At 43.9% G+C, this 15,754-nt stretch carries 16 protein-coding genes; all 16 read left to right on the top strand.

Annotated features, from left to right (window positions below; genetic code table 11):
- Positions 1-14 precede the first annotated feature (14 nt).
- Positions 15-479 carry a (2Fe-2S)-binding protein gene (locus DRJ53_RS12455; protein WP_114235976.1) on the top strand — a complete coding sequence of 155 codons (465 nt, stop codon included), beginning with the start codon at positions 15-17 and terminating at the stop codon, positions 477-479.
- Between the two features lie 42 nt (positions 480-521).
- Positions 522-1,157 (top strand): hypothetical protein, encoded by a 636-nt coding sequence (locus DRJ53_RS12450; protein WP_114235975.1) that lies wholly within the window; start codon positions 522-524, stop codon positions 1,155-1,157.
- Positions 1,158-1,337: 180 nt separating this feature from the next.
- Positions 1,338-2,189 carry an aldo/keto reductase gene (locus tag DRJ53_RS12445; protein WP_114235974.1) on the top strand — a complete coding sequence of 284 codons (852 nt, stop codon included), beginning with the start codon at positions 1,338-1,340 and terminating at the stop codon, positions 2,187-2,189.
- Between the two features lie 72 nt (positions 2,190-2,261).
- Positions 2,262-3,419: an alpha/beta hydrolase gene (locus DRJ53_RS12440; protein ID WP_241558538.1), complete on the top strand. Its 1,158-nt coding sequence runs from the start codon at positions 2,262-2,264 to the stop codon at positions 3,417-3,419.
- Between the two features lie 70 nt (positions 3,420-3,489).
- Positions 3,490-4,473 carry an aldo/keto reductase gene (locus DRJ53_RS12435; RefSeq protein WP_114235972.1) on the top strand — a complete coding sequence of 328 codons (984 nt, stop codon included), beginning with the start codon at positions 3,490-3,492 and terminating at the stop codon, positions 4,471-4,473.
- Positions 4,474-4,509: 36 nt separating this feature from the next.
- On the top strand, positions 4,510-4,968 hold the full coding sequence (locus DRJ53_RS12430; protein WP_114235971.1) for a cupin domain-containing protein: 459 nt from the start codon (positions 4,510-4,512) through the stop codon (positions 4,966-4,968).
- A gap of 62 nt (positions 4,969-5,030) precedes the next feature.
- Entirely contained in the window at positions 5,031-5,537 is a 507-nt protein-coding gene (locus tag DRJ53_RS12425; RefSeq protein WP_114236105.1) for a nuclear transport factor 2 family protein, read from the top strand.
- Positions 5,538-5,552: 15 nt separating this feature from the next.
- A complete protein-coding gene (locus DRJ53_RS12420) occupies positions 5,553-6,554 on the top strand; it encodes an aldo/keto reductase (protein WP_241558536.1) in 1,002 nt (333 codons plus the stop codon).
- Positions 6,555-6,802: 248 nt separating this feature from the next.
- Positions 6,803-7,366: a flavodoxin gene (locus DRJ53_RS12415; RefSeq protein WP_241558535.1), complete on the top strand. Its 564-nt coding sequence runs from the start codon at positions 6,803-6,805 to the stop codon at positions 7,364-7,366.
- A gap of 16 nt (positions 7,367-7,382) precedes the next feature.
- The gene (locus tag DRJ53_RS12410; RefSeq protein ID WP_114235969.1) at positions 7,383-8,486 is read left to right on the top strand and encodes an alpha/beta hydrolase; all 1,104 of its coding nucleotides are present in this window, start codon (positions 7,383-7,385) and stop codon (positions 8,484-8,486) included.
- Between the two features lie 29 nt (positions 8,487-8,515).
- Complete coding sequence (locus tag DRJ53_RS21715) at positions 8,516-9,688, top strand: (R)-mandelonitrile lyase (protein WP_114235968.1); 1,173 nt, start codon at positions 8,516-8,518, stop codon at positions 9,686-9,688.
- Between the two features lie 425 nt (positions 9,689-10,113).
- Positions 10,114-10,416 (top strand): molybdopterin cofactor-binding domain-containing protein, encoded by a 303-nt coding sequence (locus DRJ53_RS21570; RefSeq protein ID WP_206609775.1) that lies wholly within the window; start codon positions 10,114-10,116, stop codon positions 10,414-10,416.
- A gap of 801 nt (positions 10,417-11,217) precedes the next feature.
- Entirely contained in the window at positions 11,218-11,463 is a 246-nt protein-coding gene (locus tag DRJ53_RS12390) for a hypothetical protein (protein ID WP_206609774.1), read from the top strand.
- 248 nt (positions 11,464-11,711) lie between these two features.
- Positions 11,712-12,083, top strand: coding sequence for a nucleotidyl transferase AbiEii/AbiGii toxin family protein (locus tag DRJ53_RS12385; RefSeq protein WP_114235967.1), 372 nt, complete (start codon positions 11,712-11,714; stop codon positions 12,081-12,083).
- Positions 12,084-12,726: 643 nt separating this feature from the next.
- Entirely contained in the window at positions 12,727-14,730 is a 2,004-nt protein-coding gene (locus DRJ53_RS12380; protein ID WP_123893541.1) for a hypothetical protein, read from the top strand.
- On the top strand, positions 14,720-15,334 hold the full coding sequence (locus DRJ53_RS12375) for a hypothetical protein (protein WP_114235965.1): 615 nt from the start codon (positions 14,720-14,722) through the stop codon (positions 15,332-15,334). The genes DRJ53_RS12380 and DRJ53_RS12375 overlap by 11 nt, the downstream gene beginning before the upstream one ends.
- Positions 15,335-15,754 lie beyond the last annotated feature (420 nt).

Here is a 15,754-nt window from a genome sequence, read left to right as displayed (position 1 = left end):
ATAACATTATTACTATGATCACACTGAATATCAATAAGAAAACCTACAACGTAGACGTAGATCCAAATACGCCTTTGCTATGGGTACTTAGGGACACGCTGGGTTTGGTTGGAACAAAATACGGTTGCGGCATTGCCCAATGTGGTGCCTGTACCATTCACCTCGATGGCAACGCGGTAAGATCCTGCGTCATGCCTGTTTCTGCAGTGGGCAGTAAGAAAGTAACGACCATTGAAGGTCTTTCCGAAAAGGGAGAGCACCCGGTGCAGAAGGCATGGCTCGAACATGATGTGGCGCAGTGTGGTTATTGCCAGTCGGGACAGATTATGTCGGTAGCAGTGCTGCTTCGGGAAAATAAAGCACCAACAGACGCCGACATTGATGCGGCCATGTCGGGCAATATATGCCGCTGCGGAACTTACCTAAGGGTTCGCAGCGCCATTCACGCAGCAGCGGAGTTGCAGCGCAAGAAGGCATAGGCACTAACCGGTCCTCAATTTTTACACCCTTTACCTATATGTATGGAACAGCATACGCAAGGAAGCATTTTGCCTGTAAAAACCATTGCCGTTTTGTGCGGCATGGTTACAGTCGCCGTTATCATGAGCTTTGGTTTTAAAGAAGAAATAATTGCCGACAGGCATACCAGGCAGGGCATGGAAAAAGACAGTGCTGCATCGGTTGCCGCATTTATGGATGTCTACAAGGTGCTGATGAGCCCCCGTTGTATGAATTGTCACCCGGCTGGTGATGTGCCCCTTCAGGGCGACGATAGCCATATTCACTCCATGTTGCCGCAGAGGGGCAAGGAGGGTAAAGGCGTGTATGCCATGAAATGTTCCAACTGCCATCAAAAGGAGAATCTGGAAGGACCAAATAAACCTCCTGGGCATCCGGACTGGCACCTGCCGCCGGCCAGTGCTAAAATGGTATTTCAGGGAAAGACCCCGGAGCAACTTGCCAGACAATTGGTGAATCCCAAAACAAATGGCAACAAGTCGCTGCAGCAATTGATCGAGCATGCTGATGATGGTTTGGTAAAGGTTGGATGGAACATGGGCGAAGGCCGTACACCGCCACCTATAAGTCATGCGGAGTTTAAAAAAGCATGGATCACATGGATAGAAAATGGAGCCTTTGCACCAAAAGGGAAATAGCCACATTATGGGGTTTAATCCGTTGTTAATTGAGAAGGCATTGCGCAACTGCCTTAACGATCTATTAACCTTACCACTTCAACACATGAGTTGACCAGTAATATTGGTAGATAAAACCGTAATCTGTATACGACCTTAGTGCCACCAGGTTGGGACCTTTGTGTAGTTAAAAACTTGGCTATGCAAAAAGTGACATTGAATAACGGTATAGAGATGCCCATCCTTGGTTTTGGTGTATTTCAGGTGACAGATTTGGCAGAGTGTGAGCGAAGTGTGTTGGATGCTATCAACACGGGATATCGCCTGATTGATACCGCTGCTTCCTACTTTAATGAGGAAGCTGTTGGACGTGCTATTAAAAGTAGTGGCGTGCCACGGGAAGACCTTTTTATTACTACCAAAGTTTGGATACAAACAAACGGCTATGATGGTACAATAAGCGCCTTTGAGGATTCGCTTTCAAAACTACAATTAGAGTATCTGGACTTGTACTTAATGCATCAGCCTTATGGCGATGTATATGGTACCTGGCGAGCCATGCAGGACCTGTATAAAGAAGGGAGAGTCAAAGCCATCGGTGTCAGCAATTTTCACCCCGACCGATTGATTGACTTGATTGTTCACAATGAAATTGTTCCTGCAGTCAACCAAATAGAAACCCACCCCTTCCACCAGAAGATAGAAACACAGCAATTCTTGCAAGAGAACGGCGTACAAATTCAATCCTGGGGTCCATTCGCGGAAGGAAAGAACGGCATCTTCCAGAATGACCTCCTCCTTTCGATTGGCAATAAATACAACAAGACTGTTGCACAGGTGATTCTTCGCTGGCTTACGCAGCGGGGTGTAGTCGCTATCCCGAAATCGGTAAAGAAGGAACGGATGGCAGAGAACTTCAACATATTCGATTTTAGCCTGAGTGCTGAAGATATGGAAGCCATCAAAGCACTGGATACAAAGGCAAGCCAGTTTTTTGATCATCGTGACCCTGCTATGGTAAAATGGCTTGGAGAAATGAAAGTGGGTGCTTAACTCAATTTCAAAAAGTGATGAGGCAAAAAACAGGCTATTCAACTCAACCCCTAAAATTTACCAACCAAGGGCTTGAATATTTCAAAGCAAACGGAGATGAAGAAAATAACATTTTTAATAGTATCAACAATGCTGTCAGTAAGTAGTATCAATCTTTTAGATGCACAAACCGTGCATCACCAAGTAACAACAAATCGGACAAACTTTCAGCAAGTAAACACTTCAAATGAAGCTGGCGCCCAACAGAAATTTCAACAGAATCCCTGGACTTTGGTATATGAAGGCGCCATCACAAAGAATGAAAAGGGAAAGGTTGCCATCCACCCAGTGAAATACAAACTGAACGGAATTGACATCGCAGCGAATGTTTATACACCAGCCAATTACGATGCAGCAAAGAAACATCCGGCAGTAGTGGTAGCACATCCCAATGGAGGTATCAAAGAGCAGACGGCTGGACTTTATGCGCAGCGGTTGGCAGAAGCTGGTTATATAACCATTGCGGCAGATGCAGCCTACCAGGGAGCAAGCGGAGGAGTACCCCGTCATACCGATAAGCCTGCCAATCGCGTGGAAGATATTCATGGTATGGCTGACTATATCACCCAGTATGCAGGTGTGGATGCCAACCGATTGGCTGTTTTGGGTCTTTGTGGTGGTGGAGGCTATACATTAAAGGCAGCTCAGTCAGACAAACGCTTCAAAGCTGTTGCCACCCTCAGTATGTTTAACTCAGGTGAGGTGCGGCGTAATGGCTTCCAGAATACACAGGTAGCTACCATACATGAGCGTTTAAAACAGGCTGCAGAAGCCCGGGCACAAGAAGCTGCTGGCGGTGAGATCATTTATGCAGGTGTGGCGAGTGTCACAGATGAAGAAATCGCGAAAACACCAACCGATCTATATCGCGAGGGATATGAGTACTATTATCGGACCCATAAACATCCAGCTTCAACTTTTTTGTACACTAAGAGCAGCCTGCTCGACCTGATGACTTGGGATGCTACCACTAATATCGATTTGATTAATCAACCACTATTGATGATAGCAGGAAGCAAAGCCGATACAAAGTATATGACTGATGATGCATTCAGCAAAGCTACGCATGCAAAAAGCAAGGAACTATTTCTGATTGATGGTGCCACCCATATTCAAACCTATTGGAAGCCCGAATATGTGACACAGGCAGTAAATAAGCTGACAGACTTTTATGGCAAAAATCTTCTGTAAAGCAAATTATAAAGAAGGAATAGATGCAACAGGAGCTGCTCCATTCATTTGATTAAAATAAAATTTCACGATGCAGAAACGAACATTGGGTAGAAGCGAACTCGAGGTATCAGCAATTGGTTTGGGTTGCATGGGAATAAGTTTTGGATACGGCAATGCAATGGGAAAGGCGGATGCTATCAACCTTATCCGTTCGGCATACAATATGGGCGTCACTTTTTTTGACACTGCTGAAGTGTATGGACCGTTTACAAATGAGGAGCTTTTGGGAGAAGCGCTGCAACCTTATCGACAGCAAGTAATAATTGCCACCAAATTTGGCTTTAAAGAAGGGAAGACTTCGTTGGGATTGGATAGCCGCCCGGCAACCATCAGGGCAGTGGCAGAAGCGTCGCTAAAGCGCTTGCGTACCGATGTGATCGACCTGTTTTATCAGCATCGAGTTGATCCAAACGTACCTATCGAGGACGTGGCAGGAACAGTAAAAGATCTTATTGCTGAAGGCAAGGTAAAGCACTTTGGCCTATCAGAAGCCGGCATCCAAACTATTCGCAGTGCACATGCAGTACAACCAGTAACGGCACTGCAAAGCGAATACTCTCTTTGGTGGAGGGAACCCGAGCAGGAAATACTACCAACATTGGAGGAACTGGGGATTGGCTTTGTGCCATTCAGCCCTTTAGGCAAAGGTTTTCTCACGGGAAAGATAGATGATCGTACAACCTTTGATAAGACGGACTTTCGAAACACTGTACCCCGCTTTTCGGAAGAAAACCGAAAAGCCAATCAAGCTTTAGTGGACTTGCTGGAAAGATTGGCGAATGTTATTGATGTTACTCCTGCTCAAATTGCCCTTGCTTGGTTATTGGCCCAAAAGCCGTGGATTGTTCCGATACCCGGTACAACCAAGTTGCATCGTTTGAAAGAAAACATCGGCTCTGCAAATGTGATACTGGATGCTAAGGATATTGAAGCAATAAATGAAGCTCTTTCAGCCATTGAAGTCCAGGGCAAAAGGTACAGTGAACAGGCACAAAAAATGATCAACCGATAGAGAATTTTCTAATTGTAAAATCAAAAACTTACCAGTATGAAAAAGGCAATTTATGTAATGCTCTTTGTGACAGCGTTCTTTTGCAATCGAGCAGCGGCACAGGACTCAACTCTTTTCCCAAAAGGGACAATAGGTGCGAATACGAATAATTATACAGGAACTATATGGCTTAGTGAATTAAACCATCCAGATAGCAACTTTACGTTTAGTATGGCACAAGCGGCATTTGCACCAGGTGCAAAGCTGGATTGGCATATTCATCCAGGAGGACAATACCTGCTAATCACGGACGGAATGGGCTATTACCAGGAGCGGGGCAAAGCGGGACAAATTGTACGTAAAGGCGACATCGTCAAATGTCTTCCCGGTGTAGAGCACTGGCATGGAGCCGCACCTAACAGTAGTTTCACTTACGTTGGTGTTACTCCTGTTTCAAAGGGAAAAACAATTTGGTTGAAGCGGGTAACCGATGAAGAATACAAAGCCATAAAATAGAGTTTGCTTAATTAATATATCAAGCTTCACGATTGATTGCGAAACCTTCAAAAAAATTCAAAATGAAAGCTATAACTCTTGGACTGTTTTTAGCCGTATTGAGTGTGCATTCGTCCTATGCACAAAGCAACACAAATGTATCGGCCACGGCCAATACGCCTGAACAACAGGAGATCATCAACCTGTCCAGAGACAAATGGCAATGGATGGCCGATAAAAAGGCTGACACGCTGGCAAGCCTCTTTCATGATAAATCTGTCTTTGTTCACATGGGCGGAAGCTGGGGCAAGCAACGGGAGGTTGACGTTATCAGAAGTGGCGGAATATGGTATAAGAAAGCTGAGGTCTATTCATCATCAGTAAATATAATTGGTAATACAGCCATCCTATTAAATGACATCGATTTGCTTGCAGTTGTAGGTGGAAACGAAGTTACCAACCCTTTTATGGTAACTGAAGTGTATATAAAAGAGGGCGGCAAATGGAAAATGGGCTCGCTTACTTTCTCAAGATTGATGAGGCCTGTCAAAATGAACAACGGCAGTAACAATCAGTCACAATCACAATAGGTCAATATTGGATTTATGAATCGACGTAACCTTTTAAAAACTGGCTTTGCCTTAGCAGGAGGCTCCTTATTGGCTTCAAATGCAAGTGCCAACACTGCATTAAGCGAAACCTTGGAGCAAAATACTTTGGCAGATACCACTCGGGGAAGGCGTAAACTTGGTCAACTGGAAGTTTCCAGTATTGGGCTTGGCGTTCAAAACATGAGTCGTAAGTACACAACAGAAATTCCTTCCCGGCCCGAAATGCACAACATCATCCGGGCGGCATTCGACCGGGGTGTCACCTTCTATGATGCAGCCGAGGCTTATGGTCCACATGAGGTGGAACGGATTCTGGGTGAAGGAGTTGCGCCATTTAGAAACAAAGTAGTGATTTGCTCAAAGTTCGGCTGGAACATAGATCAGGAAACAGGAGCGCGGCGTCCTGGCTTAAACAGCCGTCCAGAGCATGTCAGAAAAGTCGTAGAAGGAATGCTTAAACGGCTCCGCACCGATCGCATTGATCTGTTATATCAACATCGTGTCGATCCCGCAGTTCCCATTGAAGACGTTGTTGGATTGATCAAAGATCTAATAAAGGAAGGCAAGGTTTTACATTACGGACTTTCTGAACCAGGTGTGCAAACCATTAGGCGAGCACATGCAATTCATCCTGTTACTGCTATCCAAAATGAATATTCACTCCTTTGGCGTGGTCCTGAGGAGGTAATAATCCCACTTTGTCAAGAACTTGGCATCGGCTTCGTAACCTGGAGTCCGCTTGGTGTAGGTTTTCTGACGGGGGCAATCGACGCAAACACCCGATTTGCTCCAGGTGATATTCGCGGAGTGGAAACAAGGTTCTCACCGGATAATCTTCCGAGCAACTTGGCACTGTTGGCTTTGATAACAAAGTGGGCCATACAGAAAAACGCTACTCCTGCTCAAATATCATTGGCATGGCTCCTTGCACAGAAGCAATGGATTGTGCCTATTCCCGGTACTACTCAAATGGCCCATATGATTGAAAACAGTTAAGCTGCAAGTGTAAAATTCACTAATGGCGAACTGAAAACCTTCAATGAGGAGCTATCAAAGATTGAAATTAAAGGAGATCGCCTACCTAAGATGGTACTGGATTTTTCGGGTGTTGAAGCGCCAGTAAAGAAATAAATGTGCGAGCGGACGAAATACTGAGATCTAAAGCAAAATAAATGGTGATGATACAATGGCTATTGATATTATTTCTGTCCCTTACATCTTGCTCTTCTTCCCAAACAAACGAGATGCGGCCAGAACCGGAAGTGATTTCAAGCTCCAATAAAATATTAATTGTATACCTGTCTCGAACAAACAATACAAAGACAATTGCGGAAATCATTCAAAGCAATGTGGGAGGAACCTTAGTAGCATTGGAACTGCAAAAGCCCTATCCCGAAAACTACCAAGCTACAGTACGGCAGGTTGCTGAAGAGAATGGGTCTGGCTATCTCCCACCATTAAAAACAAGGATTGACAGCATCCAAAATTATGATGTCGTATTTGTTGGCTTTCCTACCTGGGGCATGCAGTTGCCACCCCCAATGAAAAGCTTTTTAAAACAATATGACCTAAGCGGTAAAATCGTTATTCCGTTTAACACAAATGGTGGTTATGGAATCGGAAGCAGTTTTCAGACTGTAAAAGAGCTATGTACAAACAGCAATGTTTTGGAAGGCTTCACAATGAGGGGAGGGTCCGAAAGAGATGGAGTATTGCTTGCTATCAAAGATGAAAAGAAGAGGGAAGCAGAAGGGAAAGTGAAAGAGTGGTTGCGTAGCATTAATGAATTAAAAAGGTTGATTAAATAAACAAATTGTAATAAAAATGAATAGAAAGGTAGGAATTGCTTTATTGGCCATTACTGTTGCTGTAATGAGCACAGGATGTGCCTCAATAAAAGGCAGTGGAGGCAACAACCATTTGGTCCTTCAGGATCAGGGCAGCTTTGCGGCGGGCGGCACCGTGATAACTGCTCCTGGCAAATTTGACCCAATAAAACATGGCGCTTTCAACCCAGCCAATCAACCATCAGAGGGGCAAACACTGCACGGGGATCATGCATATGTTTTTTACCAGGTTCCGGCAAATGCACGAAAACTGCCGCTGGTGATGTGGCATGGCTTTGGGCAGTCGGCCAAAACATGGGAAACAACGCCGGATGGCAGAGAAGGATTTCAAAACATTTTTCTGCGCCGACGCTTTCCAGTTTACCTGATTGACCAGCCAAGGCGCGGCAGGGCAGCTCGTAGCACACAGCCTATTTCTATCACCGCCGCTCCGGATGATCAGCTTTGGTTTGGAATATTTCGCATGGGTGTGGGTACCGAGTTTTATCCGGGAGTTCAGTTTCCAAAAGATCCCGAAGCCCTGAACCAGTTCTATCGCCAAATGGTGCCCAATACCGGTCCCTTTGATTTGGAAGTGTCTACCAACGCGGTGTCTGCACTTTTCAATAAAATTGGCCCAGGCATTTTAGTTACCCATTCGCACAGTGGTGGGCAAGGTTGGACTACCGCCATTAAAAACAGAAACATCAAAGGCATCGTTTCTTATGAACCCGGTAGTGGCTTTGTGTTTCCGCAAGGCGAGGTACCCGACTCTATACCTTACGTTGGCGGGGTATTAAGAGCTACAGGCGTTCCAATGGCTGATTTTATGCAGCTAACCAAAATCCCGATTGTCATTTATTACGGCGACTATATTCCTGACAGCCCGGTGCAAAATCCGGGGCAGGAGCAATGGCGTGCTGCTGTGGCAATGGCAAGGCTCTGGCGAGATGTTGTAAATAAGCACGGTGGAGATGTGACCCTTATTCGCCTGCCTGAAGTTGGCCTAAAAGGGAATACCCATTTTCCCATGTCCGATTTAAACAACGTGGCGGTGGCAGATCACTTATCACAGTGGTTAAAAAGTAAAAAGTTGGATTGAGTCACAGATATAAACCTAAAGCCATTCGTATGAAACCAATGAAGATTTTCACTTTAATAGGACTTTTATCATGCTGTTTAAGTTGTGATCTAAATGCCCAGCAAGTAATAAATAAAGTACAGACTATGCATGCGAAACAGCAAAGCATTATTGCTATTGCTGCATTGACTACCAAAGGAGATTTACCACAACTTCAAAGAGAATTGAACACGGGCCTCGATTCAGGCTTAACCATCAATGAGATCAAGGAAGTGATGGTGCATTTGACAGCATATAATGGATTTCCACGGAGCCTGCAAGGCCTCAATACCTTCATCGCAGTTTTGGAAGAGAGAAAAGCAAAAGGTATCAAGGATAAATTAGGCAGAGAAGCCACGCCTGTAAAAAACACAACGGGTAAGTATGAGCAGGGAAAAAGGGTGTTGGAAACACTCACAGGACAGGCTGAACGGGAGCCGAAAACAGGTTACGCTGCATTTGCTCCGGTGATCGATACATTTTTGAAGGAACATTTATTTGCCGACATTTTTGGCCGCGATGTATTAACTTATACGGAACGGGAGTTTGCTACTCTTTCTGCACTTATTACGCTGGGCGGGGTAGAACCGATGATGCGTGGACACATGAATATTGTTATGCACCTTGGTGTCACCGAAGCCGAACTACAGCAAATGCTTTCCTTGCTGGAAGCAAAACTGGGGAAAGCAGCAGCAGATGCAGGGCGCCGGGTTTTATCCACTGTCAAAAGTACTGCCGTGCAACCTGGGAGTCGCGTAACAAGCGGTAATGATGGCCTTTTTGCAAAAGGGGTACAAGCCCCTGCCAACAATTTCACTGGTACGGCTTGGGTAAACATGGTTGTGCAGGCGCAGGACGGCCTGAATTGTTCCATTGGAACAGTAACATTTGAACCAGGGGCAAGAACGGCTTGGCATCGCCACCCCGGTGGGCAGATTTTGCTTGTTACGGAAGGAGTAGGATACTATCAGGAAAAGGGGCAACCAATACGAATAATGCAAAAAGGAGACGTGATGAAATGCTTACCAGGAACAGAGCACTGGCATGGAGCTTCACCGGATTCCCAAGTTTCACATATCGCCATTGGACCAAATACAGACAAAGGTGGTGCTGTTTGGCTGCAGAAAGTAACAGATTCAGAATATAAGAGCTACAAAAAGCAAGACAAGTATGCTGATCACTAACAATAAGTTGGTTTACCACGATTTATAATTTTTTGACCCTAGTAAAATGCAGCGTGCGTCAATTGGTGTCGCCATAGCCGACGTTCAAAAATTAGATGTTCACTTTCAACTAAACACCGTGGCACACTTTAATCTTTATATAAAAGTAAAAAAGCAGCTTGTGGACGTTGATCCTGATACGCCCATGCTGTGGGTGTCCAACTGAAATTCGTTTAGAACTTTTTGAGCGTTCCAAGAACAATCCTGTTGGCAAAAACAACGATTACGATGCGGAAGGTTACGCTGGTTTATTGAAACTTGTACGACATAAGGCTAAACGGTATAGTGCTGCCTATAGCGTGCGCCGGGGCGTAGCAGCATACTTTTGTCACAACCTTTAGGTGGCCGAAGTACTCGACCTGACCTTAGTGGACAACAAGCCTTTTGTGGATAAAATAATTGCAGCAGTTGATTGCGGCGTGGTGGTGAATCCCGCTGCGGCAGCAAACATGGCTGAAGGTGCCATCGTGGATGGTAGCGGAAATTCCTTTTATGGAGCGATGAAGTTCAATGATGGGGCGCCGCAGAAAACCAACTTTCATAACTATCGTCTGCAAAGGTATGGTTGTAAAGCGGCTGATCTGTTTTGCAGTATTCCCTTTCGTTGCTGCAGTGCCGGCAGTAGTTACATCGCATCAATAGTAATTTTCCCCAGCCGAGCTTATTTCCTGCAACTGAAGCAAGGCTGACAGTTCCTCATCAAAGTACAAGTCATCATCATACAAGCGCTCCTTCCAGCTTGCTGGTTGCCCGCTTCTATTATCAGCAGCGTATTCATCTAAATAACACTCATCCGGCCATTCCATCTTCAAGTCCATACATTTCTTTTTGCATAATTAAGCCGGCCATGTTACTAAATCGCTACATACGCAATAACAAATTATTATCGCCCAAAAATGGACATGGCTTTTAAGAAAATATTGCCGAACCAACTTAACTAAAACTTGGTGGCCCAGTAACACGCTGGTAATGTACACACGGCAATTTTGCTGCAAATATGAAAACGCCAAAGCGTCGCAAGTCAAAGGAAAGCAGGTGGGTCTTTTACGGGGCGCTCATCTTAGCGTTACTCGTAGTAGCATTTCTCATTTTCCTGATCAACAGGCTATGACTACTATCCCTTTGGAGGCATCTTGCTTCTTAATTAAAATGGGGCTTTCATTAATGAAAAGGAAACATCGGCGTAACGGTTTGGTAAAACGGCTCTGGTAAGTTTGTGCAATTGTATGGCAATCAGTTTCATCTCATATGTACCTCTGTTTCTACAGGGGTTTTCTTTGCGAATTATTTGGGAGGCTTTAGTTTTATAGCATTTACTCGTTAATCAATTACTTGTTGTTCTACTACCCGGTCAAAGGGCACCGTTTTGTCGTAAAATCCAGTGGTAAAGGTGAGGCGGAGGCACTTCAAGCAGTAGAGTTATTATCGAGAGATTTGTGCAACACCTAGTGCTTTTTTTACCATCACACAAATTGTATAGGTTTAAGGTAATGATGAAAACAAAGAAGCATTTTGCTATTACACTTTTCCTGTGTTTTTGTTGCGCTGCGAGTGCATGGTCGCAAAAAGGAAGCCGTAAAGCTGTTTTTATCATCGTGGACGGAATTCCTGCAGATGTTTTAGAACAAGTGAATACACCTTTCATAGATGAAATTTCCCGGCAAGGAACTTACCTGCGTGCCCATGTGGGCGGAGAAAAAATGCCTATTCACAAACGCCAACCATATCGGCAGTAGGGTACAATAGCCTGCTCACCGGAACATGGGTGAACAAACAAAATGTTTGGGACAACGACATCAAATGGTCAGTTTAAGCGGATTTTCCACCTTACCTAAAAGAGCAGGTGCTAATAGAAGTAGGTGCTCGCTCACTACGGGAGCCATCAAGTCCACGCAGAGTTAACTCCATTATCAGTGATGCCTTCTCAAGAACGTCTTTTGCAACACCCTCTTTTGTACAAAGCGTGGAACCGTAGCGCACTTTTTTGGAAAAGGCCTTTCTCTTAAATGAATTGTTTCAAAAAGGAGAGGGGGACGGGGCCCATGACCGCATGTCAAGGCATTTGTATGATGTAGAGCGCTTAATGGATACGTATCATGCGGCAAAAGCATTTGCGGACAAGGATTTGTATCAGTCAATTGTTATACACCGCCAGCAATTTAATAAGGTAACAGGAATTGATTACGAGCTACATCAACCTTCCACAGTTGACTTTGTTCCAGGGGAAGCAGGCATTAGGCATTGGGAAAATGATTATAGGGCAATGCAGGAGGTAATGATTTATGGTGAAAGTCTCTCATTCGCCAACCTTATTGACCGACTAAAAGAATTGATCGGCCGGTTTCGCAATGCATAAGAAATTATGAGCCTTGATTATGCATAGATCAGAGTTCTTTTGAAAGGTGGGCCCTCTTTTACGTCCGAATATCTGACCCAGTTCAATTTTAAGCAGAATAGTCGAAAATTTGCTGAGTGCCTGATTCAGAGTTGGTTAGATCCTATTATGGAATGTGTGAATAACAGGTCGGGATAATATTATCATGAAATGATAAAGGCTTTGAAACAAAAATGCCGGAGTAATATTACTCCGGCATTGTATTGTGCCCAGGACTAACCGCAGTTCGAACTTTTTGGTGAAAGATTTAGTGGAAGTCCTTACGTTTAAATAAACTTTTTTGCTTCATTGCTACTGTGCATATTCGTTTTTTATATGAATGTGTACATTCTACATCTTACTGCAACAAGGGAAAGCTTAAGCATTAGGCAGGTACCCGTATATTGAATATCTAGTTGTCCATATAGAACAAACAGCTAGTTATTGTTTGTAATATTTAGTAGGCAGCTGCTATGTTTTTGAAAAAGTTATGGTGCAGCCCTCTAGCTGTTTCCTGCAAGTGCCATGCAAATGAGTAAAGTTATATAAATGAAATTTGGAATCTTTAGCTCATCTGTTTAGATTAGCTCTGCCTAATACACATCTTTAAACCAAACAACTGTTTATGAAACTGATTCCCTCCCTTAGGCTTTGTTTGGCATTGCTGCTGCTTTTCCTTTTCTCCTGTAAACGGGATCTGGAACAAATAAGAAACCCAACAACTTTAAACACCCGAATGGAAGCAACCCTTTCAGCAACCAGCTACAGTAACGGCTGTGTGGAAGATACAGACCCTGGCCTCAACTACGACAGCATCCCTCAGCCTACCAGATTAGGACAAAAACTGAAAGGTAGCCCGTTCTCAGTTTCGGTAATGCAACAGGCGTCCCGCAATCTGTATGGAACTACCTCCGGCATTACCGAAAACAAGTGGTACGTACGGTTCAAACCCGCTGATGAAGGGCAGCTTTCAACCTTAAATGACATGGATCTTGATTTGTTTGATTATCCATTAGATTATGAAATAATCCAGGAGGGCGACTACTATGATAATGGAAGCGTCCCCGCAGAAACAATTCCGTGGCTGTACACAGTAGTGGATGTGGGCTTTACGCCACCTGCAGGTATTACATATGAGTTATTGCAGCGGTTGCATGTACCCGCATTGGCTGCGCTGGAAAGGGAAGCCCTAAGAATTACCTCCAATCTGGTTGAAGATACTACCTGCGGAGGGATTTCAGTTGAAGCAGTGCCAGGGGACGAAGTAACGCCGATGAACCCGCAATTGTGCCCGGACGGATACCACTGGGATTTTGCTTTGGACCGCTGTATACCCGATGAGCCAGCGCCACCCCAGCCAGCACCTGCTCGGCAGCCATCTGGAACGGTTCGGGTATTTGACAATAACCTCAACATTAGTGTGCCTGTCCGTAATGTGCGGGTGATAGCAAAGCGTTTTTTAAAGATTGAGCGCACTTATACTAATGCGCAAGGACAGTATTTTATTACAAAGGAATTTAACAAGGCAAACATTTATATCCGCACAAAAAACGACCAGGCTTCTATTCGTTCCCTGCGTCGGGCAAGATTATGGCAAATGTTGTTTCCGGCAGAAGTTCACTTTGGCAAGTTTAAGGGCAGCCTGAACAACCTTAATCATGTTATTTTATTTAATCAAGATGCACTAAGTGAGGGCGCTCGAAATTGGGCTGCTGCTTCGGCGCACAATAACGTACAGGAATATTACGAATTTGCTGCCCAGCAGGGAATTGGTACCCCGCCTGGTAAAATCAAAGTCTTGATTACCAACTGGCGTGTGCAGGGGCCACGTGGTGCAGCACCAATGTTTGCAAAGCGGTTTGTTGATAATTTACCTGAGTCATTCTTAACCCAGTATCTTATTTATGCTGTACCGGGAGGATTGGGGCATTATATCAACATCCTTAAAAAGGAAATAGATATAACTTTGGGGTATAATATGTTTAGGCGTTTCAATGCAGACCAAACTGCAACTTCCGACGAAGTAGGCGAAGTGATGTTCCATGAATTAACACATGCTGCTCATTACAATAAGGTTGGAAATAGTTGGTGGAATGATTTTGTAAATGCCGAATTGAATCAGATGGCATTAAGCAATAACCCTCCTTATGGTAATGGTAACGCTGGTGCAACATCGGAGATTATTGCTTTAGGTGAAAGCTGGGCATACCATATGGGTCATTTCATGAGTGATCTTAAATATACTAACAGGAGCTCACCTGTCTTGGGGCAGGGTTTTGAGTACCAAGACGGGCCGATACTTCAAGGTGGCTGGACTGTGGCCAATACCGGATTGAATGCACATATTAATCTGCTGGAAGATTTTAATACTGACCGCACATTTGATCCTGACAGATGGATACCACAAGGCTTATACTATGATTTACTTGATAACCGGAATGATCGCTTCCAAACTCCTTTTAGAGTAAACATTGACGATCAAGTTACTAATTATACCAACGCACAGTTTTTCAACGCACTTGACAACGACGTCAGATCTTTAAGAGTGTATCAGGCCAGACTATTGGCAGAAAGCAATAACAATCAAGGTCCTGGTGTAAATTTAATATTTGACTTTTATGTACGATAACAAATTATTTTTAATGTGCTTGCTCTCCATAGCTTGTTTTGCAAGCTATGGATTTCAATGTAATAAGAGCTTGGGATGTAGCGAAACACTTCACAACTTTGAATTGCCTATCAATGTTGCTCCTAAAGAAGAAACTCTCTCTACAGGGGATACGTTGTGGTTTGATATAAGTGCATCATCAACTCTGGTGGATATTTCTACGGGTAGAATTGTTGACTGGTCAAACGCATCGAATCTAACATCCCTTATGTATTTTCATAAGCTATCAAACGCGAATGAATTTTCAATTGATGCAGCAGTGAAATTCGATTTACTTCCTAAAAAGGGAACTGTGGTGGCATACATGAACTCAAGCGATGCCAGAGAAATAAAGTTTGATGAAGTTGATGGCCGCTATAAGTTGTTAATTGGCATTGTACCCAAAGAAAAGGGTACTTTTCGTATTGCATTTAGTAATGCTGCCAATGTTTATAGGAATGGTGACCAATGCTCCAAATCCAATTTTGTATTAAACTTTAGGAATATAAATCAGCACTATCACCTTAGCCCAACTTACCAGGGTGGAAACTTAGTAGGCGGAGATTACTATTTCAAGGTCAATTAGCTCTCCAATTCTCTAAGGCTACCTTCGGGCAGCCTTTTTTGTTTCTTATCATAGGTTCTAACTTTCTGCTCTTAACGTTTGCAACATCACACCCTCGCCGAACCAACTTAATTGTTAATTCTTAATAGAGAGTAAAATCAAAGCTTAGTAGATTGAAGGAGTATCATGGTATTGGATCTGAGCTTGCGTATAGTAATGTAGCTATTGAATAGCAGAGTCTAAGAAAGAGCTTTTTAGCTTGAAGTTATATTTGTCAATAATTGTGAATAATATCCAGCAAGAGTGATAATAGCTTGTAAATGATAATGCTGTATGTCGTCAAAAGAAAGTGGACTAGTTCTTAGAGAGGGTTTTGCTGGGTTAAGTTCGTGATTTTTGTTTGATTTTTAGTATGTCGTTGGTGAAAAAGATGCCTCCGGC

The organism is Paracnuella aquatica, assembly GCF_003332885.2.
GTDB classification, from domain to species: domain Bacteria; phylum Bacteroidota; class Bacteroidia; order Chitinophagales; family Chitinophagaceae; genus Flavisolibacter; species Flavisolibacter aquaticus.
The sequence above is the reverse complement of the archived record's forward strand: the minus strand, read 5'-3'. Positions and strand labels throughout refer to the sequence as shown.

Coding starts and splice junctions, on each gene's coding strand:
- DRJ53_RS12425 (WP_114236105.1), top strand. CDS start 5,031: ATGAAAGCTATAACTCTTGGACTGTTTTTAGCCGTATTGAGTGTGCAT.
- DRJ53_RS21715 (WP_114235968.1), top strand. CDS start 8,516: ATGAAACCAATGAAGATTTTCACTTTAATAGGACTTTTATCATGCTGT.
- DRJ53_RS12380 (WP_123893541.1), top strand. CDS start 12,727: ATGAAACTGATTCCCTCCCTTAGGCTTTGTTTGGCATTGCTGCTGCTT.
- DRJ53_RS12435 (WP_114235972.1), top strand. CDS start 3,490: ATGCAGAAACGAACATTGGGTAGAAGCGAACTCGAGGTATCAGCAATT.
- DRJ53_RS12430 (WP_114235971.1), top strand. CDS start 4,510: ATGAAAAAGGCAATTTATGTAATGCTCTTTGTGACAGCGTTCTTTTGC.
- DRJ53_RS12375 (WP_114235965.1), top strand. CDS start 14,720: ATGTACGATAACAAATTATTTTTAATGTGCTTGCTCTCCATAGCTTGT.
- DRJ53_RS12445 (WP_114235974.1), top strand. CDS start 1,338: ATGCAAAAAGTGACATTGAATAACGGTATAGAGATGCCCATCCTTGGT.
- DRJ53_RS12390 (WP_206609774.1), top strand. CDS start 11,218: ATGATGAAAACAAAGAAGCATTTTGCTATTACACTTTTCCTGTGTTTT.
- DRJ53_RS12450 (WP_114235975.1), top strand. CDS start 522: ATGGAACAGCATACGCAAGGAAGCATTTTGCCTGTAAAAACCATTGCC.
- DRJ53_RS12415 (WP_241558535.1), top strand. CDS start 6,803: ATGCGGCCAGAACCGGAAGTGATTTCAAGCTCCAATAAAATATTAATT.
- DRJ53_RS12420 (WP_241558536.1), top strand. CDS start 5,553: ATGAATCGACGTAACCTTTTAAAAACTGGCTTTGCCTTAGCAGGAGGC.
- DRJ53_RS12455 (WP_114235976.1), top strand. CDS start 15: ATGATCACACTGAATATCAATAAGAAAACCTACAACGTAGACGTAGAT.
- DRJ53_RS12410 (WP_114235969.1), top strand. CDS start 7,383: ATGAATAGAAAGGTAGGAATTGCTTTATTGGCCATTACTGTTGCTGTA.